We start from the raw sequence: 24,537 nt of genomic DNA on the forward strand, positions 1-24,537 counted from the left end.
TTCATCTGGTTATTCCTGCTCGATCCGACGCCAGCTTTGGCGGCCTAGGCTTGCTGGGTCCGGATAGACGTTAACGCACTCCTGGCCCGTGCAGTACTGGTACGTCCCGTCTGAATCCTGGGAAAGTGTCCCGCCACCTTCGCCATCCTGACGCACTGCTGAGATATTGGTTGTACCGATGTCTGTGGTTGGTACGTAGTCGAAGGCGCTATGGGAGGTTCTGCCGCCAGTAAAGGGATTGATGGCGTAGGTCCAGTTGGTCGCGCCATCACCGCAAGGGTCGTCATTCGGTATCAGCGACTGGAAGAAGATCGTGCGGCCCAGCTGTGACATGTTCTCCACGACCATTTCCCCCTGACTCTGGCGCAGGTTCAAAAACCAGCCGTTTTGCGCCGGCTGGGTGTCGCTGCCCTGCCAGCTGACGTTGTTACTGCTCAGTACCAGACCTTGGCGCGTTGCGCCGTTGGCCTCGACTGTGGTTTGGGTTGTAATCGTCTGCTCCTGCAAGCTGCTGTGAGCGATATTCGGATTACTTGCTTCCTCGCCCAGCGTCTGTTTATCCCAGATACCGTAGACCGTTTGGGCGAAACTCTTGTCACCTGCCTTATCACCTGTTTCGTAAAACTTGCCTGTACCGAATACGACTAAGTAGCCGAACCCGCTGGGGTGAAGCACCAGGCTTGGCGCGGATGTAATGGGTTGACGACCTTCGCTACCTGTGTTTGCTACGGCACTGAACAGTGGTTGGCCGCCAAAGCCCACCTCGAAGTCATTAATAACGTTCTCGCTATCATCTTCGGTGGTGAAGGGCGCCGTATCGCTGCGGCCATTACGTAGTAGGTCGAATCGCCATAGATTGCCTTGAAGATCTCCTGCATAGGCATAATCAGCCACTCCGTCGGCGTTGTAATCAGCAAGTTTGGGGGTCGAAAGACCATTCGCAATGCCATCTACGCCTTGGACTTCCAAGTTTGTTAGAAGCGTGCCCTCCATAGCATCGACTATGAACAGGGCCGCTTTGCCGTTGGTATTGTTAGCGCTTTCATAGCCGTTGCCGAACACCACGCCCCAGGTGCCAGTGTGCAATCGCGCGATGGTGGGTTGGGAGAAGCTATAGCCCATCTTCGCTGCGGCATCGTCCGGCAAGCTGCTGTCATCAAACTCCCAAAGGAGTTCCTCGCTTCCCGGGGTCGTAATGTCCAGCGCAAATATTGATCTGCCACCTGCTTTCAGCGTGCCAACCAAGATCGTGCGCCATTCTGTGCCGTTGAATACGTCTGCTACGACCGGGCTGCCATCGACATAAAACTCATGGCTGTAATTGCTGCCGGTAAGCTTGTTGAGCTTAGCGAAAACAGCGCTGGGGACAAACGCAAATTCCTCGACGCCGGTAAGGGCGTTAAAGCCATGAAGCATGCCGTCATTACCACCTACATATACACGGGGCCTCCGTCCGGCGATGTCAGTTGCAAATGTGGAATAAGCGGTGTTGTCTTCAAGTCGATTGCTAAAGTTCACGAGGTAGCGGGGGCCGGATACCACTGCAGGGCTTGATGAATAGAAGTCACCAAGGACACTGCTGCGTTGGCGAAACGTTGAATTTTCGCCGCTGCGGTTACCGCGTAGATACTGTAAGCGCTGCTCGCCTCTGGCGTCCGGTAGATTGCTATTCTCCGGGTCGCGGCTGAGGAGATTGGCCAGCGTGCCGGCAGAACTGGCGGAGCCGGCATTGGCCCAAGTGAAGTCCACAAGGCCGCTGTTATTGTCGCCTGCGATCTTTATAGTTCGGTTTTGCCAGCCGGGAACTTGACTCTTGGCACTCCATATCTCTGAAGTTTCAAAAGCGTTGTTTTGAGCATTCCAGGCTTTTTCGAAGCGCTTGACGTCGCCAGACCAGTTGTCGTCGCTGGCATAGGATGTCTGATATGAGACGGTCTTGACGGTGCCGTTGTTGTTTTCGTCGGTGCTGACCTGGCCGGAGTTGATGGCAGGCCGGGCTGCTGTGGATTTCCGATCAGCAATTCGGGACAGGATGTCATCGAAGGCCTGAACCATTGCTTCCGGGCTGTCGACACTGAAGAACTCGCCGCGTGAGTTGATGGCGGCATGCCAGAGGTCATAGACATTATTGGCGCTGCCACTGGAAGCTGGCGGCCAGGTTGCTGTGCCAGCGACCAGGTTGGCGTAGCCCTGTCCTGCGAAAGTACCGCCCGCCCAAGGAATATTCGCGTTGTTCAGTGATTCGGTTAGGCCGAGCCCCATCACGAAGTTGGTCATATGCTGCCAAGTCGCGGGGTCGTTGCGCGCGTCCCAGTAGTCAGTTGTCGTATCGCCGCTTTTGAAGGGGGTGTACGCCGGCAAGTCATTGTCCAGATCTGGGTTAAGGTCGGTAGCCCAGTAGTGCATGGCCAGGTCGGCCAGAGTTTCACTCGTGCTGTCGTAATAGGGCTTGCGCTCGCTATAAGCACGGCCGTCAGGCAGGTTGAAGGTCGCAGCATCGTGACGGAAATTGCTGGGCATTGTAGTGGTGGCGTTCCATTGCCCGTCAGTCATCAGGATGTGGTAACTGGCACGGCACGCATAGGTATTTAGGCTGGTGTTACCTGTCCCGTTTGGAGTTTTCTGCCACGGCGTACTAGTGGTGTAAAATTCGCCTGCTCGTTTCATCGCCGCTGGCAGGTAGGTGGTTTGGTTAAAGTTAATGTTTTGCAACCAGGCGTAAAGTTGCCCTTTGTGTGTAGGTGAGTAATCTTTTAAAGAGTTGTTGTAGCAGTTTGTCGTGTCGGTACCTGTAAAGCTCTTGCAGTTGCCAAGCCCTTGCCAAGTCAGGCGAGCCGAGGGTGAAAGATCATAGAACGCCAGTGCCGCAGCGGAAATGGTGGCAAGGGCACGGTTGCGGTAGAAGGAGTACCAGTTGGCAAAGTTCTGTTGTTGTTCGCTGCTGACAAAATGCAACCGGTAGCAACTTTCGTTCGCTTCAGTACAACCGCTCGCTAGGCTAGCATCGTAAGCATAGTAATAGGCGGGAACGCCTTGTCGGGTTAGGGTGGCAGTGAGAGTGTTGTCTGCAACGCTGCAGGACGCAACAATGGGATTTGCCCAGTTGGCGTGGCTGGCTGTAGCGGTACAGGTGGCGACGGTCTCAGTACACCTACGACCGCAGCTTTGGGTAGTGGTGCTTCGAGTAACGGAGAACGTAATACCTGCTGGAGTAACTGCGCTAGAAGCCCCATCAGTAGTCCTTGTTACAGATACCTGAAAATCTGCTGCGGGATTTTCCCCAAGACGGTTGCTCGTGTTGCTATACCCGTACGTGGTGGCCTGTGAGCTAAGCAGATCGTAGCTCCAGGTGACTTTGTAGTCGCTGCGTAGATCAATACTGCCAAGGGTGCTTTTGTAACCGTTAAGTAAAGCGGCGCTATAGCTGGTAGAAAGTGGCTGTTCTGTACCGTGCGTGTCGAACACGATGGGTGCGTCGTAGCTGATGCTTGGGTTGAAATAAAGTGGATTGAAATCGCTCGACTTCGCTCGTCGCGTCGCGTGTATGCCATCGACGTTATCGGGGGCGAAGGCCCAGCGCATACTGCCTGAGTCATCCAGCGTAAGTGCCATGTTCGGCGGGACGCCAACGGTGAGGCTCAACGGGCTCTGTGATACAGCCGCAAAGCTATTGGCTGCGCTGAGCAGGGCTACGCCAAAAAGAGCGTATGAGAGCGTCTTAGCGCGAGAATTAGGATGAAAACGGGACATGATGTCGGCTCTCAATTGTTAAGGCCAAGGTAGATGTTGGCGTGCGTCGACTGCAGATAGAGGGCGTCGCCGGTCTTGCCATTGTTGAGATAGAAGTAGGTGCCACTTCCCTCGCCGCGCCCGCCGTACTCGGCGTTTACAGCAGCATTCCCGGCTACATCCGCCAGGATGCTGTTGTAGTGAGCGTCGCCCTCAGTATCGGCGTCAGGATCCGTACCGCGATAAGGCATCCAAACGTTCGAGGCCGTCAGAAGATCATCCCCGTCGACCAGTTGAGGCTGGTCCACGAAGGCCAACAAGTGATCTGTCTTGACGTCAAGCAGGCAGGGGCTATTGATTCCGTTGGTCTTGAGGGTGTTTGCCGCTAAACAGTTCGCCGCTTTGGCTTCAAGCTTGTCAGCCAGGTTGCCGGGACCGTAAAAACGAAATTCGGCTTCACGCAATGCGGCGTCTGCGATGTTCTGGGTCCTCATGTCGTGTCCGCGGTTTGCAGTGATGCGGGACTCGAGGGTCACGCCGCGCATGCTGCTGACGGCCAGTACAGTCAGCACCAGCAGCATAACGAGAGAGACGAGGAGCACCGCCCCGCCCTGAGAGTTGCGAGAGATGGGCGTCATGGCATGAGGTTCCTGATGGTTTGCGTGGCCCCTGCCACCTGATAGATGCGTTTGTTATCCGCTGATTCCAGTCGGGTCTGTGCATCTGTTGAGGCTTCTACCAGCCAGTCGGTAAGAACCTTCGAATCGCCGTCGCGTTGCCCCGCGCGGCTGGCGAGCAGCAAGGCATAGCGCACGCTGCGGATTGCGCCGCTGGTGGGCGTCCAATCTGCTTGCGGGATGAAGGTGGTGACTTCCTTCTCGAGCATGTCAGTCTTACCTACACCGAAGTCCAAACGCAGGTCCGCGATGCCACGAAGCACCTCGCCGTACTGCGGGCTGGTTGCGTTGAGGCTTTTGCATAGAAGGCGGCCGTCCTGCAGCTGGTCGTTGCTGCTGGGTTCGTATTTGAACGCCAGAACGGTCAGGTCGCCTGCGTCAGGTGGGGACGAAGGGAAGGCCTCGTCGTATGTAACAGCACTAGCAGCGCCCTGGCAGTCCAGTTCGCCGCTGACCTGTGGCTGATAGCGGATGCAGAAGCCGACTCCTTCACTGGGGTTTAGTCCGGTAGCGGCATGTCCTGCACTGAACGCGAGGCATCCGTCGGAAGCTGGGCGGCTGGGAAAAACGATATCCAGCAGCGCTGACGGCGTACGGCGATAACCGGCCTTACCTAGGTAGTCGTTAATGACTAAAGCGGCGAAACGACTAGTTTCTACGTTTCCGGCCTGATTCTGCTGGAAGACATAGTTACGCTTGTTGTCGATATAAACTTGCGTAATGCCGAGGATCAGAAAGCTGCTGATCGCTAGTGCGATAAGCAGCTCTACCATGGACAGGCCAAATTGATGTTTAGTGTGGTTCATGGTTCTACCCGAACTGTATAGCTGCAAACATCGGAGTTTTCCGCATCGAGGCAGGCGCCTTCACGAACTTGCCAGGCCAGGCGAATTTCAAGCATCGAACCCTTGCCATCACAATCATCTGGGGTAGAGCTGCGGCAGACGTGTACGTCGCTTACGAATAGCTCGCTGCCGCCTGGCAACAATGCTTCAACCTTGTCGGCCCAGCAGTCGCGAAGTTCTTTCGCCGTTTTTGCGATTCGGGTCTGGCTTGCCACGCAGCTTTCGCGGTCGGCGAAGTCATCACCGGCGTCTTTGTAGAAAATGGAGCTGTCTTTTAACCCGCTGTTCATAGGGAATTGCGGCGGCGAAGTATCGAACAGCTCTTTTGGGTGCGCTCTTACAATTTCGACCAAGTCGCCGGCCAGAACGATGGCTGTGTTGCGCTGTACCGAGTCCTGCGTGTATTGGATGCTGCGTCCCTGCAGAGCCACCATGCCGAGTACACCGATGGTTGTTAGCAGCAGGGCCACCAGTACCTCGATCAGGCTGAAGCCTTTATTGGTTTTCATTGAGTTCCTCATGGTGTGCAGCTGTCCAGCGCAGCTCCGTCTTTCTTGCCTCGAGGGTAGAGAACGAGGCCGCCGCTAGCTTGCACTTCGAGTAGGTAGCCGGTGGCCGGGTCTGAGTCGCGGCATATGGTGAACTTGGCGGTTGTAGCCGTGCCGTTGGCCCGGTAGACCAGCTTGTCGTCGCTGAGGGCTGAGCTGAGGATTTCCGCGTGTGCGGGGTTATGCTCCAAGAATCGCTCGATCTCGCCGCTTCCCGCGCTGCTGAGTTCCCAAGGCGCATTGCTCTTGATCTGTACTTCATATGCCTGTCGGTTAAGGACTGCTTGACCGCGTGCGTGCTGCAGGAAGCTAACCAGTTCCTCTGCCTTGCTTTGCACTTGGTTACTACGGATCAGGCTGTTGAAGCTGGGGACGGCAATGGCTGCGAAAACGCCAAGCAACGCCAGGGTGATCATCAGCTCGACCAGGGTGAATCCGTGCATGTCGGTTGTGCGTGACATGGTGTACTCCAGGGGAATCGTGAGCGGATGATGCAAATGCGTTGGTGTCTTGTCCGCATGGGGAAGATCGTTGGTGCGTTTGTATGGATGAACGGTCGAGGCTTGAGTTTGAGCTGTGATGGCGTCGATGTTTGCCGCAGGATTCCGTGGTTCGGCTTCACCGGCATAGGCTGGCTTGAGCGGCGTTTTCTGCCTCTGAAGCCTGGCGTATCCGCCCCTGACGACTGACGACGACTTGCCATGCGACCTGCTCCCCATGGCATTGGTAAAATCGGCCATTGCTGGCGGGCGACGCCCCGTTATCGCGAAAACGAATGCTCTCGCTAAAGCCAATCCAGCTGAGCTCATCGTGATGTGGAAGTTGGGTCAGTTGCAGTGTTTGCCCTGTCGTAGTGCGTACAAGCCAGCCATCTGCCCAGTTCGTCGAACATGTTGCCCCGTCTCCGCTTCCACATATCTCTATGGTGCGGCGCCTTAGAACTGCTTGCGTGCGGGCATTGTGCAGTGTGCTTTCGACCTCATCTTTCAGCGCTTCCTGGCGACTTCTTTCAATCATGTTGCCGAACGCGGGGATAGCTATCGCAGCGACGACGCTTAATACCGACAGCGTGACCATCAGGTCTATTAGTGTGAAGCCTTGATTTCGGTTCGCCACAGTGCGGTTCCTTTGCACGTATGATGCTCAGCCGTCCTGGCTGCTGTTTGTGTATCGGCGTTCGCGAGATACACGACGCTCTTTTAAAGCAGCCTGCCCGTCAGTCCAAGTAGGGACGGGCAGAAATGTGAACCAGATGGTTGGAGAGGCATGTGAATCAAGAAGTGATCGTTGTCGGTGGCGGTGTCATCGGGTTGTTGTCCGCCTATCGCCTGGCTCAGGCAGGCACGTCTGTGTTGCTGCTGGAGTCGGGCGATGTTGGCCGCGAAGCTTCCTGGGCCGGCGGCGGGATCGTTTCGCCGCTTTATCCGTGGCGCTACAGCCCGGCGGTCACGGCTCTGGCGCATTGGTCGCAGGATTTCTATCCGCAGCTTGGCGACCGGCTTCTGGAAGAGACGGGGGTGGACCCCGAGGTGCATGTCACCGGCCTTTACTGGCTGGATCTGCATGACGAGGCGGAGGCGCTGAGTTGGGCTGAGCGTTATGGTCGGCCACTCACCTCGGTGTCGATGGGTACCGTGCACCAGGCAGTGCCTTCCCTGAATGAGGGTTACGAGCGCGCCGTTTACATGGAGGGTGTCGCTAATGTCCGTAATCCCCGTCTGCTCCGCGCTTTGCGCGAGGCGCTGCGGCAGCTGCCGAATCTGCATGTGGTCGAGCAGTGCCCGGTTGAAGGGTTCGTCCGCGATGGCTCGCGCATCGTAGGCGTGCAAACGGCGCAGGGCGAGATGCGTGCCGAGCAGGTTGTCGTCGCGGCGGGCGCCTGGAGTGGACGGCTGCTTGCAACGCTGGGGCTCGAGCTGCCGGTCAAGCCCATGAAGGGCCAGATGATCTTGTTCAAGTGCGCCGAAAATTTCCTGCCGAGCATGGTGCTGGCCAAGCGGCGCTATGCGATCCCGCGGCGTGATGGTCACATTCTCGTGGGCAGCACTTTGGAAGATGTCGGTTTCGACAAGACGCCAACCGAAGATGCCCTGGAAAGCCTCCGAGAGACGGCCATTGAGCTGCTTCCTAGGCTGGCTGATGCAACAGTGGTCAAGCATTGGGCGGGTCTGCGTCCTGCTTCGCCTGAGGGCATTCCTTATATAGGGCCGGTGCCGGGCCACGAGGGGCTTTGGCTCAACTGCGGACATTTCCGAAACGGGCTGGTATTGGCGCCTGCTTCATGCCAGCTATTGACGGATCTGATGCTGGATCGCTCGCCTTGCATCGATCCCGAGCTGTACGCTCCAGCTGGTCGACTCTGATTCTGATACTGCCAAGGATCTCGCGCACGGTGTATTGATGACCAACCGGCGCTGGTTGGGTTTGATTGTCGGGCGCGTCGTTTCGTTGAATCGTCATGTCCGGCACCGATACCGTTGGGCTGAGGCGCGTCGGCATTCACCGCGGATCGGACCGTACACAACGTCCGCCGTTACGCATGCGTAACCGATGGTCAAAAGGCAGAGCGGCGGGTCTTTCAGCAGCTTGAACGCAGCATTTCATCACTCAGTGCGGTGCTGTCGTGCTATTCGGCGGCGTTTGCAGCAAAGCGCTGCGCAGCCCTTCGAGCGCGCGGGTTTTGCTGTTAAATTGGACGGCTTTATGGCGCTGAGCCTTGTCGCGCCGATTTCTGTCTTCAAGAGGTTGTGTGTGGCCAAGAAAACCACGTCCCTTTCAGGCCTTGGCGGTCTGGTCTTTTCCACCGACACGGGGCGCCACTGCCCAGATTGCAGCCAACCGCTGGACGCCTGCATCTGCAAGCAACTGCTGATTCCAGCGGGTGATGGCATCGCTCGTGTTCGCCGGGAAAGCAAAGGGCGGGGCGGCAAGACGGTAACGACCATATCCGGCGTTCCCCTCGCTGAAGCTGAACTCAAGGAGTTGGCCAGTGCGCTCAAACGTCGCTGCGGTACAGGCGGCTCGCTCAAGGAAGGCGTGATCGAGATCCAGGGCGACCATGTTCAATTGCTCATCGATGAACTGATCAAGCGCGGATTCAAGGCTAAGAAGTCGGGCGGTTGACCGCTCGACCTGATCAATCAGGCGCGTGCGCTTATTTCCGGGCACGCCGGCTGTCCAACTCGGACAGCCCTGTTGTCGCACCATGCTCGACAGACTCATCCCATTTCGCAGGAGGCCTAGATGCCTGTAAGACGCACACGTAAAGATGACGGCAGCCAGTGGACCGCAGCGGATAGCCGAAGCGTCTACGGTATTCGCCACTGGGGCGCCGGCTATTTTTCGATCAGTGATGACGGTCATGTCGAGGTGCGCCCGCAGGGTCCCAATGGTGCGGCGGTTGAATTCACCGGGCTGATTGAGCAGCTACGCGACGCTGGGTTGACCCTGCCGCTGCTGGTGCGCTTCCCGGACATTCTTCAGGACCGCGTGCGTCATTTGACCGGTGCCTTTGATGCCAATATCGAGCGCCTGGAATATCAGAGCAAGTACACCGCGCTGTACCCGATCAAGGTCAACCAGCAAGAGGCGGTGATCGAGAACATCATTGCCACGCAGAATGTTTCGATCGGCCTCGAAGCGGGCTCCAAACCGGAACTGATGGCCGTGCTGGCGCTGGCGCCGAAGGGCGGCACCATCGTCTGCAACGGCTACAAGGACCGCGAATTCATCCGCCTGGCGTTGATGGGGCAGAAGCTTGGCCACAACGTCTTCATCGTCATCGAGAAGATGTCGGAAGTGGGCATGGTGATCGAGGAAGCAGCGGAGCTGAAGGTCATCCCACAGGTTGGCTTGCGCGTGCGATTGTCCTCGCTGGCTTCGAGCAAGTGGGCTGACACGGGGGGTGAGAAGTCCAAGTTTGGCCTGTCCGCCGCGCAGCTGCTCACCGTCATCGAGCGTTTCCGCGCGGCCGGCGTCGAGCAGGGTGTGCGGCTGCTGCACTTCCATATGGGCTCGCAGATTGCCAACCTGGCGGACTACCGTGACGGCTTTCGTGAGGCCATTCGTTATTACGCGGAGCTGCGCGCGCTCGGGTTGCCGGTCGATCATATCGATGTGGGTGGCGGCCTCGGTGTCGACTACGACGGCACGCACTCGCGCAATGCCAGCTCGATCAACTACGACATCGATGAATACGCCGGCACCGTGGTCGGTATGCTCAAGGAGTTCTGCGATCGGCAGGAGCTGCCGCACCCGCACATCTTCTCCGAAAGCGGCCGGGCCATGACCGCGCACCATGCGGTGTTGGTCATGCAGGTCACCGACTTCGAACGGCACAACGATGAAGCGCCGACCATCGAGAACTACGACGAGCTGCCAGAGATCGTCCAGGCGCTGGCCGATCTGCTCGGTCCAACCGATCCTGAAATGGTTACCGAGACCTACTGGCGCGCCACTCACTACATGAGCGAGGCCGCAGCGCAATACGCGTCCGGCAAGCTGAGCCTGGCGCAAAAGGCGCTGGCCGAGCAGAGCTACTTCGCCATCTGTCGCCGTCTGTACAACCAGCTCAAGGCCCGCCAGCGTTCACACCGCGCGGTGCTGGATGAGCTCAACGACAAATTGGCCGACAAGTACATCTGCAACTTTTCGGTATTCCAGAGCTTGCCGGACACCTGGGCGATCGACCAGATCCTGCCGATCGTGCCGCTGCAGCGTCTGAGCGAGGAACCGGTGCGCCGCGCAGTGCTGCAGGACCTGACCTGCGACTCTGACGGCAAGATCAAGCATTACGTCGATGAGCAGAGCATCGAGAACAGCATGCCGGTGCATGAGATCCAGGCAGGAGAGGAATACTTCCTCGGCGTCTTCCTTGTGGGCGCCTACCAGGAAATTCTCGGTGACATGCACAACCTGTTCGGCGATACCGATTCGGTCAACGTCTATCAGCGCGAGGATGGCACCTTCTACCACGCCGGCATCGAGACCCATGACACCATCGAAGACATGTTGCGCTACGTGCACCTGTCGCCCGAAGAGTTGATGACCTACTACCGCGACAAGGTTTCCAGTGCGCGGCTCAGCGCCAAAGAGCGCACCCAGTACATCGATGCGTTGCGGCTGGGGCTGACACGCTCTTCCTACCTGACGCCCTGATCCAGTTATCTATGCTGGCATCGGGAGCAATCGAGCACCGATTGCCAGCAAGCTAGCTTCTATCGGACCGTAGGGTGGATGTCGCCTTTTACATCCACCGTGGCTCCGCTCGGTGGATCGATAAAGCGCGATCCACCTACGGACTGCATTCGCCGCGGGGCACGCCTCCCACCGGAGCGCGCGGTGTGGTTTTTTTGCTTATGTGGGAGGGCCGCTCCGGCGCGAAGCTTTTCGCTTCAAACCTTTCTGACGAACTCCGACTTCAGCTTCATCGCACCGATGCCGTCGATCTTGCAGTCGATGTCGTGGTCGCCGTCAACCAGGCGGATGTTCTTGACCTTGGTGCCCACCTTGACCACCAGCGAAGAGCCCTTGACCTTGAGGTCCTTGATCACGGTGATGGTGTCGCCGTCCTGCAGCGTGTTGCCCACCGAATCCTTGATCAGCTTTTCGTCTTCACCAGAGGACTCTGCAGCATTCGCCGACCACTCGTGGGCGCACTCCGGGCAGACCAGCATCTGGCCGTCTTCATAGGTGTATTCGGAGTTGCATTGGGGGCAGGCTGGCAAAGCGCTCACGGCGGATCCTTAATGGCGGTACGAAAAGCCGCGGATTGTATAGGGTTTTATTGGCTCGCGGGCGGGTGCGCCAGGATGGGGAGGCTTGCGAACCTAACGAGAATCGCTGGCCGCTCCGCCTGAGCGAATGAAGGCGGAGGTCGGCAGCCAGCAGGGCTCAGTAATCGTCTTTGAGCGCGCGGTAGCGCTCTTCCAGCTCCCGGCGAATCTGTCTGCGCTGCTGGGCCTGGGCGAAACGACGCTTCTGGTCGGGTGTTTTTGGCTCCAGCGAAGGCACTGTGGCGGGGCGGCCATCTTCACCAACCGCCACCATCGTGAAGAAACAACTATTTGTATGACGAACCGTTTTCTGTCGGATGTCTTCGGTGATTACTTTGATACCGATTTCCATTGAGGTGTTGCCGACGTAGTTGACCGAGGCGAGAAAGGTCACCAGCTCGCCAACGTGCACCGGTTGGCGGAAATTCACCTGATCGACCGACAGAGTCACCACGTATTGGCCGGCGTAGCGGCTGGCGCAGGCGTAGGCCACTTCGTCCAGATATTTCAACAGCGTGCCGCCATGTACGTTGCCCGAAAAGTTGGCCTTGTCCGGGGTCATCAATACGGTCATGGTCAGTTCGGCATGTCCATCAAGCATGTTGCGCGGCTCGTGCTGGCAAAAAGGGCTGCTACTTTAGTCGAATACGAGACGCTGTGGCCCAGAAATCTGCGCCATCAGCCGTTTTTTTTCGGGTGGTCAATGTGGCAATAGCGCGCAGGCCGGTGTTGCCTCATCGCCCTTTGATGAACCGGGTTCAGCATGGTCGCTCGCGCCCGCCCGTTGCGGCGCGGATCGTGAAGCACTCAGATGTTGCGAACAGGTGCTCGGACCCGGAAATCCAGTGCGGTGGTGTGCGGCTTTATTGACCTGCGCCAGTATCGCGACTGTTTTTCTCCCTATAGTCCGGAGGCTGCCATACACGCCTCATCACCCCTCAGTGCCGGACTTGCCATGCGTTTATTCAGCCTCCTTCTGCTCAGTTGCCTTGTTCCTTTCGTCCATGCCAGCGAAGAGGCGATGGAACGCTTTCAGCACGTAATGGGCGATGCGGCCCGGCGCCAGCAGGCGTATGCGGCCGGCCAAGAACGCGCGCTCTTCTGCGGTTACTGCCATGGCGAAAACGGCAACAGCAAGCGCCCGCATATTCCCAATCTGGCTTCGCAGAACCCGATCTATCTGTTCCATTCCTTCGAAAAGTTCGCCAAGGGCGAGCGCGTCGATTTTGTGATGTCGAAACTGGCGAAAAGCTTGTCGCTCGAGGATCGCGTCAACATAGCCGTCTACTTCAGTCAGCAGAAGGTCGAGCCTACTGCCGCTGCGTCGGATGCGGCGCTGGTCCAGCGTGGTGGAGCGTTGTTTCAGCGCACCTGTACCGCCTGTCACGGCAGCCATGCGCAGGGCAAGGAGACCATGCCGCGGTTGGCCGGCCAGCCTGATGAATACATCCGCAAGGCGCTGGGCCGTTTCCGCAGTAATGACCCGAGCCGAGCCGGTTCAGTGATGATCGGCATCGCTGGCCAGCTGTCCGAGTCCGACATAGAGGCCCTGGCCGCCTATCTGACGCAGCTGCAGCTGAGTGAACAGCAAGAGCAGCAGGCCGCCGCGCAACTGCTCGGATCAAATACGCGCTGACCTCATCCGCAACGCCGCCATTGATACACCCGCTCTCTTGCGTGCTGGTGCGCGTCGCCTATCTTGCGGCGTGAAACAACCAGAATCTGGCTATCACGCCGCTTCGCTTATTCAATTGGGGCCCAAGAGCCCGTCCTTCTAGTCTTGCTCAGCGTTGCGCGACGCAACCTAAAACTAGAAAAGGACGTGACGATGTACCGAAACCTGCTTGGCTATTCGCCTTCGCGATTGATGTTCGGTGTGCTTGCCGCAAGCGTACTTTCGCTTTCTGCCCATGCGGCTCCTCTTACCCGCGACAATGGTGCGCCTGTAGGCAACAACCAGAACTCGCAAACTGCCGGCCCCAACGGCTCGACCCTGCTGCAGGATGTGCAGCTGCTGCAGAAGCTGCAGCGCTTCGGCCGGGAGCGTGTACCTGAGCGAGTGGTGCATGCGCGCGGTACGGGCGCCCATGGCGAATTCACCGCTAGCGACGATATTTCCGATTTGTCCCTGGCCAAAGTCTTTGAAAAGGGCAGCACGACGCCGGTATTCGTGCGCTTTTCCGCCGTCGTGCATGGCGTGCATTCGCCGGAAACCCTACGTGATCCCCGCGGCTTCGCCACCAAGTTCTACACGGCAGACGGAAATTGGGACCTCGTCGGTAACAACTTCCCGACCTTTTTCATCCGCGACGCGATCATGTTTCCGGACATGGTCCACGCGTTCAAGCCGGATCCTCGCACCAATCTGGATGACGACACGCGTCGCTTCGACTTCCTCTCTCACCATCCGGAGTCCACTCGCACCCTGACCCTGCTGTATTCGAACCAGGGCACGCCGGCCAGCTACCGGATGATGGACGGCAACGGTGTTCACGCCTACAAGCTGATCAATGATCAGGGCGACGTGCACTACGTGAAGTTTCACTGGAAAAGCCTGCAGGGTCTGAAGAACCTGGATCCGAAGGAAACCCAGGAGATGCAGGGCAAGGACTACAGCCACCTGACCTCGGACCTGATCGCCGCTATCGACCGAGGCGACTATCCGAAGTGGGACCTCTACATCCAAGTACTCAAGCCTGAGGATCTGGCTAGGTTCGACTTCGATCCGCTGGACGCCACCAAGATCTGGCCCGACGTGCCGGAGCGCAAGATCGGTCAGATGGTGCTGAACAAGAACCCGGACAACGTCTTCCAAGAGACTGAGCAGGTCGCCATGGCCCCGGCCAACCTGGTGCCTGGCATCGAGCCGTCCGAGGATCGTCTGCTGCAAGGTCGTCTCTTTTCCTATGCCGATACCCAGATGTACCGCGTCGGCGCCAACGGCATGAGCCTGCCGATCAACCGTCCTCAGGTCCCCGTCAACAACGGCAACCAGGATGGGCAGCTGAATAGCGGGCATACCACCACCAGCGTCAACTATCAGCCGAGCCGCCGCGAAAACCGTGAAGAAACGCCGCGGGCGGTCTACAGCAAGACCGCACTGACCGGCACCACCCAACAGGCGCCTATCTACCGCGAGCAGAACTTCAAGCAGACCGGCGAGCTGTACCGCTCATTCAGCAAGAAGGAGCAGACGGATTTGATCAACACATTGGGTGGCGAATTGGCTAAGGCTGATCAGGAAGCGCGCTACCTCCTGCTGTCGTACTTCTACAGGGCGGATGCCGAGTACGGTGAAGGCCTGACCAGGGTCGCCCAGTCCGACCTCGAGCGGGTCAAGGCGCTGGCCGCCAACCTGAACTGATGCGGCACGGCTGTCGCTACGCACGACGGCACTGACCCGAGCCCTGCTCGGGTCATCTATTTCAGGAGCAGAGGATGAAGTGCTTTTATCTGATGGCTGTTTTGCTGCTCGGCAGCGGGCAGGCAATCGCCGCGCCGGAACTGAACGCGGTGTCGAGCGACGCCGAGCAGGTCCAGACCCAGCTACGCGATTACTTCTTCAACGCAGCACGTTTTGGCGATAACGAAGTTCTCAACGAGTTCATCCAGTCCGGATACGACCTCAACACTGCTGACGACAAGGGCTACACCGCTTTGATCCTGGCGGCCTACAACGGTCAGCCGGACACGGTGGAGCGGCTTATCGCTGCCGGCGCCAATGCTTGTGCTCAGGATGCGCGCGGTAACACCGCCCTGATGGGCGCGATCTTCAAAGGTGAGCTGCGCATTGCCAAGCGCTTGCTAGCCACCGAGTGCGACCCCGATCAGCGCAACCATGCAGGCCAGACCCCGGCCATGTATGCCGCGCTGTTCCAGCGGGATGCCTTGCTCCAAGCGCTACGCGAGCGCGGGGCCGATCTCGAGGCAAGCGATCCGATGGGCAACAAGGTCGAGAGCCTGGCGCGTGGAGAAATTCGTATCCGCTGATCAGTAACTCTTGTACGGCAAGAACTTGCCCGACAGGACGACGTTGACCCGGTCGCCCTTGGGATCCGGCTGGCGTTGGATGTCCATGGAGAAATCGATGGCGCTCATGATGCCGTCGCCGAATTCTTCGTGGATCAATTCCTTAATGGTGCTGCCGTAGACGTTGACCAGCTCATACCAGCGATAAATGAGCGGATCGGTGGGCACGGAGGTGGGCAGTGACCCTTTATAGGGCACGATCTGTAGCCAGGCGACGGCTTCGTCTGGCAGCTCGAACAGCTTGCCCAGGGTTTCTGCCTGAGTCTTGTCGAAGGCCATCTGCCCCAGGCAACCGGCGGTGGTCCATTCCTTGGACATGCCTATGGATTCTGCGACCTGGGTCCATTTGAGGTGCTTGCGGACCTTGGCAGAAACGATCATCTGGGTCACTTGGCTACGGCAGGAAATCATTGCGGGTTCCTCTTCGACTGGAGTGAGCGAGCCGCGTATTGCGGCTGGACGCACACTCCGATGCAGAGGATGTGCCAGTCGGTTGCCTATCGGGCTGGCCGCGCCATGCCCATTCAACTCAATCGTATTCCGACGGCTCATGCTCGCCGAGCAGACGCCGCTGCCTTGGCGTGGCAGCGGCGATCACATCCGGGTTGAACCGCCATTGCAGGTAAGGCGAGAACTTCTGCGCCACCATGCGGCGGCCGTAATGCACCTGCAGCAGGTAGCGGCTGCGGTCGGCCGTGCGATTGCGGCTGCCGGCGTGCCAGAGGTCGCTGCGAAACAGCAGCACGTCACCGGCTTCGCAGAGCACAGGCTGTGGCTCGCGACCCTGCCAGTGGATTTCACCCGTGTGTGGTTTGCGACCGGACCGATGACTACCGGGTATCACCAGGGTAGGGCAGAGGTCTGCATCGATCTGGTCGAGATAGATATGCGCCGTGCAGACCTGCATCGGCAGCTCGAAGGCTGGATCCTGTAACCAGTGCTCGGGTAGCTCCAATGCGAGGTAATCGGCATGCAGTTCACCGCCAACGAAGCCCGGATGGCTGCGCCAGGCAGTCTGGCCGATGACGTGGCAATCCGTGCCGAGACAGGCTTCAGCCAACTCGATCACACCAGGAGGATCAAGCAGGGGAAGCCAGAACGGATCACGGTTAAAGACGCATTTGTAGTGATCGTCGACCAGACCCTGGTAGTCCCAGTGGATGGGTTCGAGGCGATCGATGGCCGTTCGCACAGCCTCAACCTGCGGCGGCTGCAACACCTGGCGCAGCAGAACGAAGCCCTGCTCGTGCATGGCCTGTAACTGCGCGGCGGTGCTGCGGCTGGGTGACATGGCGGTCGATTCAGTGATGTTCACCGTTATCGACAGTTTGTTGAAAGCTTGGGTTCGTATCCTGCTGGCGCTGGTGATGACCTGTCGTCGCAGCAGGCACACGGCCACAAGCGGTGAGCCCGTTTCACCCTTTCCTGTGCGAACCCCGGCGCGCAGCCACAAGCGGCGTCTGCCGGGTTCGCTTTTAGCCTCGAATGACAGCGAAGCTGCTGCTCAAGGCCGTCAAGTTTGCTTGAGTTCTAGACGCCCGCTCCGCTGACGATCCTCAACCCGCTCTGACCATTGCCTTGTCGCTGCACCTGAATCTGCACCGGGATGCGTTCATGCATCTCCGCCACGTGTGAGATCACCGCCACCTTGCGGCCCTGAGCCTGTAGCGAATCCAAGGCGTCCATGGCGATCTGCAGGGATTCCGGGTCGAGGCTGCCGAAGCCTTCGTCGATGAACAGCGACTCGATCTTGAGCTTGCTCGACGCCATCGAGGCCAGTCCCAGCGCCAGGGCCAGCGAGACGAGGAAGGTCTCTCCACCCGACAGCGAATGCACCGAGCGCAGCTCGTCGCCCATCTCCGTGTCCATCACCAGTAACCCCAGCGGGCTGCCGCCGCGCTTGAGCCGATAACGACGAGCCAGCTGTCGCAATTGCACATTGGCGTGCTGCACCAGGAGGTCGAGGTTGTAGGCCTGGGCGATCTTGCGGAAGGCACCGCCATCGCTGGAGCCGATCAGCGCGGCGATACGGCCCCAGCGCTGGCTTTCGCTGGTGGCCTCGGCGATCTGTTGAAGCAGTGCCTGGCTCTGGTTGCGTCGGCGGTCATCGTCGAGCAGCGCGGCGCGGGTTTCGGCGCTGCGTTGCTCGGCGGCATTGCAGTTGATTTCCTGCTCCGCGTACTGGCGCTTCAGGGTTTCGCCGTCCGGCGCAACGGGCTGCCCGGCCTGATGCGCGGCCAGCCTCTGCGTGCAGCCGTCCAGCCGTTCACGGCTGCGGGCGAGCAGTTCGGTGTTGGCGCGCAGACGTTCGCGGGCTTCGGCGAGCAATGAGTCGTCCAGTTGCAGCAACTGGGTGAGGGTCGCATCGTCCAGATCGGGATGCGCAGCGCGCCACGCGGCAAGTTCTTCGTCGAGTGTTTTGCGTTCGGCCAGCAGTTCGTCGCGGCGCTCGGCGCAGTTCTGCTGCTCGCTGGCAAGCCGGGTCAGCTCGACGCGCGCTTCGTTGAGTTGCCGGTCAATGTCGGCCTGGTGCTGGCGAGCAGTCTGGATCGTGTTCTCCAGTTGCTGCTGCCAGGCCGCGGCGCTGGCTTGCTCGCCCAGGCTGTCGCGCAGGCTCTGACGACAGGCCAACTCTCGGGCTTCGAGGTCACTGAGGCGGGCGGCGCAGGCCTTTTGCTGATCGAGACGATTCTGTTGCTGAAGCTGCTCACGTTCCAGTGCGCTCTGGCGCTGTTGCTGCTCCTCAGCGACCTCTGATTGTTGGTCGATCTGCTGGCGCCGGGCCTCGACCTGGCCGTCGAGCTGCATGAAGGTTTCGGCGGGTGCCTCGCGCCAACGGCTGAGCAGGGCGGCCGGTAACAGGCTGGCGAATTCGGCCAGCTCCTCGTCCAATCGTTCCTCATCGCGGGCGATGGCGTCGCGCTGGCCGGTGAGGGCCTGGCTCGCCTGACCGCAGGCGTCGCGTGCACTTTGCCAAGCGTGCTGCAGGGTTTCGCTGCGCTGCTGCAGCGCCAGCAGTTCGCGCTGGCGGACGTTGGCCGTGGTGATCTCGGTTTTGAGCGTGGCGAGTTTCGTATCCAGCCAGGAGTGGCGTTCTGTTTCCGGCTCTTGCAGCAGCTCGGCATAAAGGGGCAGTGCGGTCAGTTGCGGCTCCAGCTTTGCCAGCTCATCGGCGATTTCCGCGTGCCGTTGCCCGTTCTGTTTCATGCCGGTGGTCAGGGCGATGTGCTGGTCGCGCAGCGCCTGGAGTTTTTCGTCGTTACTTTTGAGCTGCAGCTGGGCCTGCTCGGCTTCGCGCTCGTCGCCCTGGTCGAGGGCAGCGAGCAGCGCCTTGCCGTCATGCCAGGGATGCTCGAGGCTGCCGCAGACGCTGCACGGCTCGCCAGGGGCCAGCGCCGCGCGCAAGGCTTCGACATTGGCGCTGCGAGCTATGCGCTGGCGCTCCAGCAGGGCCTGTACCACCTTGAGCGCCTTTTCCGCGTCATCGCGCTCGCTTCGAGCGAGTTTGCCGGCCTGCGTCAGGGCGTTGAGTTCGTGCTGCTGACGGCTCTGTTCATGGCGCAACGTCCGCTGCTGATCTGTTAGTTGCTGATGACGGGACCAGATCCCGAGCAGGGTTTCGCCTTCGCGCTGGGCGTCGCGCCAAACGTCGAGCCCTGTGTTCAGTTGCGCGAGCTGGTCGGCCAGGCCCGTTGCGCCGCCCATCCCAGTTTGCAGTTCGTCGAGCGCCTTGCGTGCCTGCACCTGTGCGGCCTCGGCGGTCTTGGCAGCAGTTTCCAGAGCGGGGAGTTCCAGGCGGCCCTGTTGCAGGCGCGCCGCGATTTGCACGGCCTGCTGCAGGCGAGGACGGTAGCCATTCCAGGCGGCGCACAATGGCTGCAATTCGGTGCTGCGGGCGAGCCCTTCGGTCAAGGCCGCCAGTTGGGTAGAGGCTTTTTCCTGTTGCTGTCGCAGCTGAGCGAGGGTCTGTTCGCCGGCCTTGCTTGCGGCTTCGGCGTGTTCGGTTTGCCGCCGCGCGTCACCCAGGTCATTGGTCAGATGGCTAAGGCGCTCTTCTTCGCGGCGCGCCTGAACCAGTTGGGGTTCGGCAGATTTGAGCGCCTGCTCCGCTGCTTTCAACGCATCGGTCGACGTCTTGCAGAGATGCTCCAGCTCGTCGAGCCGCTGCTGGACTGCGCTGTGCTCGCGACCATGGCGAGCCAGGTTTTCCTCAACCTTCGCCAGCAGCGGCGCCAGCGCCTGCTCACGGATGAAGCGATGCCGTTGCGGCGCCAGGAGCTCGAACAGCCCGAGGATGCGTCGGGCGTCGGCCAGGTTCTCATGCTCGGATTCAGCATCGCTCAGCTGCTGCCGGGCGGTTTCGTGATCGCCTTGTAAGCGGGCCAGGTCCTGCAGCCTTTGACTTTGCTGTTTCAGCGTTTCGAGCTGTTGTTGCAGCGCCTTGAGTTCGGCCAGTTGCGTCTGGTGCTGGGCTTCCACCGCCTGGCGCGCTTCGGCGCCTAGAGGTTGCACGCCGCCGGCCTGCTGTTGCAGCGCGGTGAGCGCTTCGCGGGCGCGTTTGGCGGCTTCGAAGGCCGCCTGGCCGAGGCGGCTGTAGAGGCCGGTGTCGGTGAGCTTTTCCAGCAGGGTGCCGCGGTCGTTGTCGTCGGCTTTAAGAAAGGCGGAAAACTCGCTCTGCGCCAGCAACACGGCGCGGGTGAACTGGGGCAGGGTCAGGCCGAGCTTGGCTTCGAGCAGTTCCCTAAATTCGCGCTTCTTGCCGCTGGCCAGCAACTGGTCGCGATCCAGGTCGAGCAGGCTCTGGTTGCTGGCCTGCAAACGCCCGTCGATCTTCTCGCGAGCGCGCTTGACCTCCCAGCGGGCGCGGTAGCGGTGGCCATCCACGCCGACAAAATCCACTTCCGCGTAGCCGCTGCCACAGCCCCGGCGCAGCAGGTTGCGCTCGTCGCCGCTGCCGATCTCGTCGCTACCGTCGGGCACCTTGCTCAGCAGCGAGGCGCCGTCGAGCCGTGGTGTGCTACCGAACAGCGCCAGACACAGCGCATCGAGAATCGTGCTCTTGCCGGCCCCTGTTGGCCCGGTAATGGCGAACAGGCCGGCGCTGGCCAGGGGTTCTGCGGTGAAGTCGATGACCTGCTCGCCGGCCAGCGAGGCGAGGTTCTTCAGGCGAATGGCGAGGATCTTCATCGGGCGTCTCCTTCACCTTCGAACTCAACGCCTTGCAAAAGGCTGGCGAAGTCGTCCAGTGCCTGCTCATCCGGCGGGTTGCCGAACTGTTCTTCCCAGGCGCGCGCGAAGAGTTCCTGCGGAGTGATCTGGTCGAGGCCAAGCAGCACCTCCGAGTCGGCCTCACCGCGTTTCCCTGCGTATTCACTGGCGATTCGCACCAGCCGGCAGGCCTTTCCGGTGATCGCCGTTTCGATGCGCTGGCGCAGGTCCGGAAGCGGCTCGTCGAGCTGCACGCGCACTTCCAGCCAGGGCAGGTTCTCGGCGAACAGGCCTACCGGCGGCAGCGCTTCGAGCTGGCTGATGACGTCGGCCAAGGGCGCACGGCCGATGCGGATCATCTCCACGGCGCGGGGCACGGGTAGCGCCTCGACGCTGGCGAGCTGGTCGCCCTCGAAACTGACCAGCAACACCTGATGCGGGTAGTTGATCTCGCCGAACGAAAGCGGCAAGGGCGAGCCGCTGTAGCGGATGCGCTCCTGCGCGGCGACCTTCTGCGGTTTGTGCAGGTGGCCGAGGGCAACGTAGGCGATAGGCTCGGGGAACAAGCTGGCGGGCAGCGCCTCGGCATTGCCGATGACGATGTTGCGCTCCGAATCCTCCGACACCGCGCCGCCGGCCATGTGAGCATGGCTCATGGCGATTAGCGCCTGGCCGGGCTGGCGCTGCGCCTCGGCCGCGGCAATCAGGTGCTGATGCACATGACGGATGCCGGCCATGTAGTCTTCGCCCGCCTCACCACCAGTGACTTCCGCCGGGCGCAGAAAGGGCAGGGCGAGGCACCAGCCCGCCACTTCGCCTTTGGCATCGTGCAGCGGGACCAACAGCCGACCATGATCGAGCTGATGGTCCGCCAGCCAGCTGATCCGGCCGATGGCGTGGGCGTTGAGGCGCCTCATCAGCGGCCCAGGCAGTTCGATGCGCCCGCCGGAATCGTGGTTGCCGGCGATCATGACGATGTCCAGCTGCGGTAGCTTTTCGTGGGCGCGGACGATGAAGTCGTAGAGGCGTTCCTGGGCCTTGAGCGGCGGGTTGACCGTGTCGAAGATGTCGCCAGCGATGAGCAGGGCGTCCGGCTGGTGGACGGTTAGCTGGTCGAGCAGCCAGGCGAGGAACTGCGCGTGTTCGTAGTCGCGGTCCTGGCCGTGGAGGGTCTGGCCGAGGTGCCAGTCGGAGGTATGGATCAGGCGCATACGAAGGGTCTTTTGAACGTTCGGTTGGAATTCACCGCAGCTTGGTGGAAACGGCGGTCAGGGTTCGCGTGTCGCTCTCTGCAAGAGAGAGTTGGATGCCGAATTGCTTGCCCTTCCACGCAGCCTGTACTCGGCCTTCTGAAAGGGGCGACACCGGTGGTGTCTGATCGGGCGTGCAACGAAACGGTTGTAAGGACTGTATGTAGGGTGGGTAACGCGAAGCTTACCCACGGACTTTCTGGGAGGTGAAGTGCTGACGAGTCGTGCGCCGACGGTCGTGGAAAATGCTTTGCAGTTTTCCACCCTACGAAGCTTTGGATATTCGGGGTATAGCCCATTGGCGGTGGGCGCCGCGGCATGGGTTTCGCCCTGCTGGGCGAGTCACTTTTTCTTGAATGGCCAAGAAAAAGTAACCAAAAAGAAGGCCACCCCAACATCCGGGTTTTGCTGCGCAAAACTTCCCTCCCTCCGGCGCTGCTCCGGGGGGCGTCGCGAAGGGCCATCCCTGGCCCATCGCTCCTCGCTCGGCATCCATGCCTCGCGTCCCCCTGCGCAGCGCCTACGCTCGGCCTCCTGAAGGGGGATTGGGTCCGAGTTGTCTGAAACTTCGCAAACAGCAAAAGAAGCACGCTTTGCTTGTTTGCTGACGAACTAACCAGCAGACGACGCCGAAGGCCCCTTTCAGGAGGCCGAATGGAATCCGCGCGGAGGGGCGCGAGCGGCATGGATGCCGCGAGAGGCGTAAAGGGCCAGGGATGGCCCTTGTACGCCGGCCCCCGGAGTGTGGATGGAATGAGGGGAGTCGAGCGAAGCGAGACCCGGATGCAGGGGCAAGCGTTTTTGGTTACTTTTTCGGCGTTTGGAAAAAGTGACTCGCCCAGCAGGGCGAAACCTGAGGTACGGGCCACCTTATGCGCTTTGTCTACTAAATCTAGTTGTGCCTCCGACGCCGGATCGCGAGCAAGCTCGCTCCTACGAATGGCGACGGGCCAGTGCGTTACCCGACTCGTAGCCGCTCCGCTCGCAATCGGCCTGGCGGATGAAGGCGGGCGTATAAATTCGCCCCTACAGGGAAGGCGGCCGCTGGTAATGGTCATGTGTACAACCACACCTTCAGCCCCTGCAGATTCCTCACTTGAATCTGCTGCGCCGCAGCGTTCGCCTGCACGGTGTTGGGGTCGATCTGATAGCGCTGCAATACGTACTGCACCAACGCCCCGCGGGTGGCGATGCGCAGTTCACCGTCCTGCATGCCGTAATCGGTTTCGATGATCGATTTCTGCTCCGCACTGAGTCGCACATCCGGCTCGATGACCACATCTACCGGTGTGTTCCAGGCTTCGTCCTGCTCGAGCCTGTTCTCGCTTTCATCCATCAGGTCCGGTTCACCACGGAAGCGGCTGAGGACGAAGTCGCGAAAGCCACGGTTCTTCTCGCAATAGGCGCGCACATGCCAGCGGGTGCCAGTGAACACCAGGGTGTGCGGTGCCATCACGCGGATTTCGACATCCGGGTGGGCGAGGGAGACGTATTCGGTTTCCAGGCGCAGCCCTTCGCGGCAGGCCTTGAGAATCGGTCGCAGCACCTCGGGCCGGATGCTGCGGTCAGGCATGTGCAGCACTTCGGTGTGGGCGTAAGCCAGCGCCAGGCCTTCGATATGCGGGGCGCGGTCGCGATTCTGATCCAGCAGGTGCAGGTATGCGCTGGCGCTGCCATCGATGAACAGCGGCTCGAACTGCGGGCTCGGCTTATAGCCTTTCAGATGGCGGTCATATGTAAGATTTTCCGGCGCATGTTCGTTCAGATAGGTGTTGATGTCCTTCGACGCTTGCTGCCGGCTGATGCCAAAACTTTGCATCAGGTGACCTGTGGTCAGGCGGCCTTCCCACCACGCAATCGTCTCGATCAGGCGGTACCGCAGTGCCAGATCCCAGCGAACCTGACTGATCGATTGCTTGCGTTTCATGCGCGCCCCATCTGTTGGAAATGTTTACGTGCGACTATCGGGTGACTCGACGTGTCGTGCGAAGCTACATATATTCAGGGCGTACTTCAAGCAAGCAGATAGAGGAACGCCCCCATGAGCCTGTTATTGAATGCGCTTATTTTTTCGTTGACTGCCTTTGCCGGAATGGGCGTTCTGGCGTGGCTGGCTTACGGTGCTAACGAACGGAAGTGAGGGGTGGTTACAGTTTCGTTGCCGATGAACAGCCATCCGATGAGTGGTTGGAATCTCCGAGTGTAAAGCAGGGTCTTTGTTTCAGACCCAGCGCACGAGGCCCCCATGAAAACCCTGTCCCGTCACCTTGCCGATAATTTTCCGCCTGATTACAAGACCCGCGTGGAACCGCAAGAAGACGGTTACCTGGTCGTCCGTGTCGGTTATCCGCTCAACGGCACCGAGGCCACTCGGATGATGTCGGGCCGACAGGTTCAGAACGGTCTGCTGGTTGAGACCCTTCTGGAAGACATGCGCAACGAGTTGGCACGCGCCCCGTAACTCTCCGCGTCATCCG

Annotated in this window: 20 protein-coding genes; 7 read left to right on the plus strand and 13 right to left on the minus strand. The window is 60.0% G+C overall.

What is annotated here, in order from left to right; genetic code table 11:
- Nucleotides 1–9: 9 nt before the first annotated feature.
- From C1896_03865 to C1896_03890, 6 genes are all read right to left on the minus strand, one after another.
- Nucleotides 10–2,520 (minus strand): pilus assembly protein PilY, encoded by a 2,511-nt coding sequence (locus C1896_03865; protein AZZ44127.1) that lies wholly within the window; start codon nucleotides 2,518–2,520, stop codon nucleotides 10–12.
- Nucleotides 2,521–3,761: 1,241 nt separating this feature from the next.
- A complete protein-coding gene (locus tag C1896_03870; protein AZZ44128.1) occupies nucleotides 3,762–4,367 on the minus strand; it encodes a pilus assembly protein PilX in 606 nt (201 codons plus the stop codon).
- The gene (locus C1896_03875) at nucleotides 4,364–5,212 is read right to left on the minus strand and encodes a pilus assembly protein PilW (protein ID AZZ44129.1); all 849 of its coding nucleotides are present in this window, start codon (nucleotides 5,210–5,212) and stop codon (nucleotides 4,364–4,366) included. The genes C1896_03870 and C1896_03875 overlap by 4 nt, the downstream gene beginning before the upstream one ends.
- Nucleotides 5,209–5,760: a type IV pilus modification protein PilV gene (gene pilV, locus C1896_03880; GenBank protein ID AZZ44130.1), complete on the minus strand. Its 552-nt coding sequence runs from the start codon at nucleotides 5,758–5,760 to the stop codon at nucleotides 5,209–5,211. Before pilV ends, C1896_03875 begins: the two co-directional genes overlap by 4 nt.
- A gap of 8 nt (nucleotides 5,761–5,768) precedes the next feature.
- On the minus strand, nucleotides 5,769–6,260 hold the full coding sequence (locus C1896_03885) for a pilus assembly protein FimT (protein AZZ44131.1): 492 nt from the start codon (nucleotides 6,258–6,260) through the stop codon (nucleotides 5,769–5,771).
- Nucleotides 6,261–6,417: 157 nt separating this feature from the next.
- Nucleotides 6,418–6,915 carry a fimbrial biogenesis protein FimT gene (locus C1896_03890; protein ID AZZ44132.1) on the minus strand — a complete coding sequence of 166 codons (498 nt, stop codon included), beginning with the start codon at nucleotides 6,913–6,915 and terminating at the stop codon, nucleotides 6,418–6,420.
- Nucleotides 6,916–7,067: 152 nt separating this feature from the next.
- Here C1896_03890 and thiO point away from each other — a divergent pair, with 152 nt between their 5' ends.
- From thiO to C1896_03905, 3 genes are all read left to right on the plus strand, one after another.
- The gene (gene thiO / locus C1896_03895; protein AZZ44133.1) at nucleotides 7,068–8,162 is read left to right on the plus strand and encodes a glycine oxidase ThiO; all 1,095 of its coding nucleotides are present in this window, start codon (nucleotides 7,068–7,070) and stop codon (nucleotides 8,160–8,162) included.
- 388 nt (nucleotides 8,163–8,550) lie between these two features.
- Nucleotides 8,551–8,922 (plus strand): stress response translation initiation inhibitor YciH, encoded by a 372-nt coding sequence (yciH, locus tag C1896_03900; GenBank protein AZZ47511.1) that lies wholly within the window; start codon nucleotides 8,551–8,553, stop codon nucleotides 8,920–8,922.
- 120 nt (nucleotides 8,923–9,042) lie between these two features.
- Complete coding sequence (locus C1896_03905) at nucleotides 9,043–10,956, plus strand: arginine decarboxylase (GenBank protein ID AZZ44134.1); 1,914 nt, start codon at nucleotides 9,043–9,045, stop codon at nucleotides 10,954–10,956.
- 236 nt (nucleotides 10,957–11,192) lie between these two features.
- Here C1896_03905 and C1896_03910 read toward each other — a convergent pair whose 3' ends face one another.
- Together C1896_03910 and C1896_03915 are read right to left on the minus strand one after the other, a co-directional pair.
- On the minus strand, nucleotides 11,193–11,534 hold the full coding sequence (locus C1896_03910; GenBank protein AZZ44135.1) for an alkylphosphonate utilization protein: 342 nt from the start codon (nucleotides 11,532–11,534) through the stop codon (nucleotides 11,193–11,195).
- 157 nt (nucleotides 11,535–11,691) lie between these two features.
- Nucleotides 11,692–12,174 (minus strand): acyl-CoA thioesterase, encoded by a 483-nt coding sequence (locus C1896_03915; protein ID AZZ44136.1) that lies wholly within the window; start codon nucleotides 12,172–12,174, stop codon nucleotides 11,692–11,694.
- A 354-nt stretch (nucleotides 12,175–12,528) separates the two neighbouring features.
- On the opposite strand from C1896_03915, the gene C1896_03920 reads away from it, so the two are divergent.
- The 3 genes from C1896_03920 to C1896_03930 all read left to right on the plus strand — a co-directional run bounded on the left by C1896_03920 (nucleotide 12,529) and on the right by C1896_03930 (nucleotide 15,563).
- Nucleotides 12,529–13,209 (plus strand): cytochrome biogenesis protein ResB, encoded by a 681-nt coding sequence (locus C1896_03920; GenBank protein ID AZZ44137.1) that lies wholly within the window; start codon nucleotides 12,529–12,531, stop codon nucleotides 13,207–13,209.
- Between the two features lie 192 nt (nucleotides 13,210–13,401).
- A complete protein-coding gene (locus C1896_03925; GenBank protein AZZ44138.1) occupies nucleotides 13,402–14,937 on the plus strand; it encodes a catalase in 1,536 nt (511 codons plus the stop codon).
- Between the two features lie 74 nt (nucleotides 14,938–15,011).
- On the plus strand, nucleotides 15,012–15,563 hold the full coding sequence (locus C1896_03930; protein AZZ44139.1) for a hypothetical protein: 552 nt from the start codon (nucleotides 15,012–15,014) through the stop codon (nucleotides 15,561–15,563).
- Here C1896_03930 and cynS read toward each other — a convergent pair whose 3' ends face one another.
- From cynS to C1896_03955, 5 genes are all read right to left on the minus strand, one after another.
- Nucleotides 15,564–16,013, minus strand: coding sequence for a cyanase (cynS, locus tag C1896_03935; protein AZZ44140.1), 450 nt, complete (start codon nucleotides 16,011–16,013; stop codon nucleotides 15,564–15,566).
- A 118-nt stretch (nucleotides 16,014–16,131) separates the two neighbouring features.
- On the minus strand, nucleotides 16,132–16,893 hold the full coding sequence (locus C1896_03940; protein ID AZZ47512.1) for a dioxygenase: 762 nt from the start codon (nucleotides 16,891–16,893) through the stop codon (nucleotides 16,132–16,134).
- A 239-nt stretch (nucleotides 16,894–17,132) separates the two neighbouring features.
- Complete coding sequence (locus C1896_03945; protein ID AZZ44141.1) at nucleotides 17,133–20,789, minus strand: exonuclease SbcC; 3,657 nt, start codon at nucleotides 20,787–20,789, stop codon at nucleotides 17,133–17,135.
- Nucleotides 20,786–22,021, minus strand: a complete 1,236-nt coding sequence (locus tag C1896_03950) for an exonuclease SbcCD subunit D (protein AZZ44142.1) — start codon at nucleotides 22,019–22,021, stop codon at nucleotides 20,786–20,788. The genes C1896_03945 and C1896_03950 overlap by 4 nt, the downstream gene beginning before the upstream one ends.
- Before the next feature lie 1,093 nt (nucleotides 22,022–23,114).
- Nucleotides 23,115–23,987: a WYL domain-containing protein gene (locus C1896_03955; protein ID AZZ44143.1), complete on the minus strand. Its 873-nt coding sequence runs from the start codon at nucleotides 23,985–23,987 to the stop codon at nucleotides 23,115–23,117.
- A 318-nt stretch (nucleotides 23,988–24,305) separates the two neighbouring features.
- On the opposite strand from C1896_03955, the gene C1896_03960 reads away from it, so the two are divergent.
- A complete protein-coding gene (locus C1896_03960; GenBank protein ID AZZ44144.1) occupies nucleotides 24,306–24,521 on the plus strand; it encodes a hypothetical protein in 216 nt (71 codons plus the stop codon).
- Nucleotides 24,522–24,537 lie beyond the last annotated feature (16 nt).

The sequence above is a fragment of the Pseudomonadaceae bacterium SI-3 genome, assembly GCA_004010935.1.
GTDB lineage: Bacteria > Pseudomonadota > Gammaproteobacteria > Pseudomonadales > Pseudomonadaceae > Stutzerimonas.

Excerpts from the sequence above, each read along its gene's own strand:
- C1896_03940 (AZZ47512.1), bottom strand. The coding sequence starts at position 16,893 with ATGTCACCCAGCCGCAGCACCGCCGCGCAGTTACAGGCCATGCACGAG.
- C1896_03930 (AZZ44139.1), top strand. The coding sequence starts at position 15,012 with ATGAAGTGCTTTTATCTGATGGCTGTTTTGCTGCTCGGCAGCGGGCAG.
- C1896_03945 (AZZ44141.1), bottom strand. The coding sequence starts at position 20,789 with ATGAAGATCCTCGCCATTCGCCTGAAGAACCTCGCCTCGCTGGCCGGC.
- C1896_03920 (AZZ44137.1), top strand. The coding sequence starts at position 12,529 with ATGCGTTTATTCAGCCTCCTTCTGCTCAGTTGCCTTGTTCCTTTCGTC.
- C1896_03905 (AZZ44134.1), top strand. The coding sequence starts at position 9,043 with ATGCCTGTAAGACGCACACGTAAAGATGACGGCAGCCAGTGGACCGCA.
- C1896_03870 (AZZ44128.1), bottom strand. The coding sequence starts at position 4,367 with ATGACGCCCATCTCTCGCAACTCTCAGGGCGGGGCGGTGCTCCTCGTC.
- pilV (AZZ44130.1), bottom strand. The coding sequence starts at position 5,760 with ATGAAAACCAATAAAGGCTTCAGCCTGATCGAGGTACTGGTGGCCCTG.
- C1896_03955 (AZZ44143.1), bottom strand. The coding sequence starts at position 23,987 with ATGAAACGCAAGCAATCGATCAGTCAGGTTCGCTGGGATCTGGCACTG.
- C1896_03885 (AZZ44131.1), bottom strand. The coding sequence starts at position 6,260 with ATGTCACGCACAACCGACATGCACGGATTCACCCTGGTCGAGCTGATG.
- C1896_03875 (AZZ44129.1), bottom strand. The coding sequence starts at position 5,212 with ATGAACCACACTAAACATCAATTTGGCCTGTCCATGGTAGAGCTGCTT.
- C1896_03925 (AZZ44138.1), top strand. The coding sequence starts at position 13,402 with ATGTACCGAAACCTGCTTGGCTATTCGCCTTCGCGATTGATGTTCGGT.
- C1896_03960 (AZZ44144.1), top strand. The coding sequence starts at position 24,306 with ATGAAAACCCTGTCCCGTCACCTTGCCGATAATTTTCCGCCTGATTAC.
- cynS (AZZ44140.1), bottom strand. The coding sequence starts at position 16,013 with ATGATTTCCTGCCGTAGCCAAGTGACCCAGATGATCGTTTCTGCCAAG.
- C1896_03950 (AZZ44142.1), bottom strand. The coding sequence starts at position 22,021 with ATGCGCCTGATCCATACCTCCGACTGGCACCTCGGCCAGACCCTCCAC.
- C1896_03915 (AZZ44136.1), bottom strand. The coding sequence starts at position 12,174 with ATGCTTGATGGACATGCCGAACTGACCATGACCGTATTGATGACCCCG.
- C1896_03865 (AZZ44127.1), bottom strand. The coding sequence starts at position 2,520 with ATGCCCAGCAATTTCCGTCACGATGCTGCGACCTTCAACCTGCCTGAC.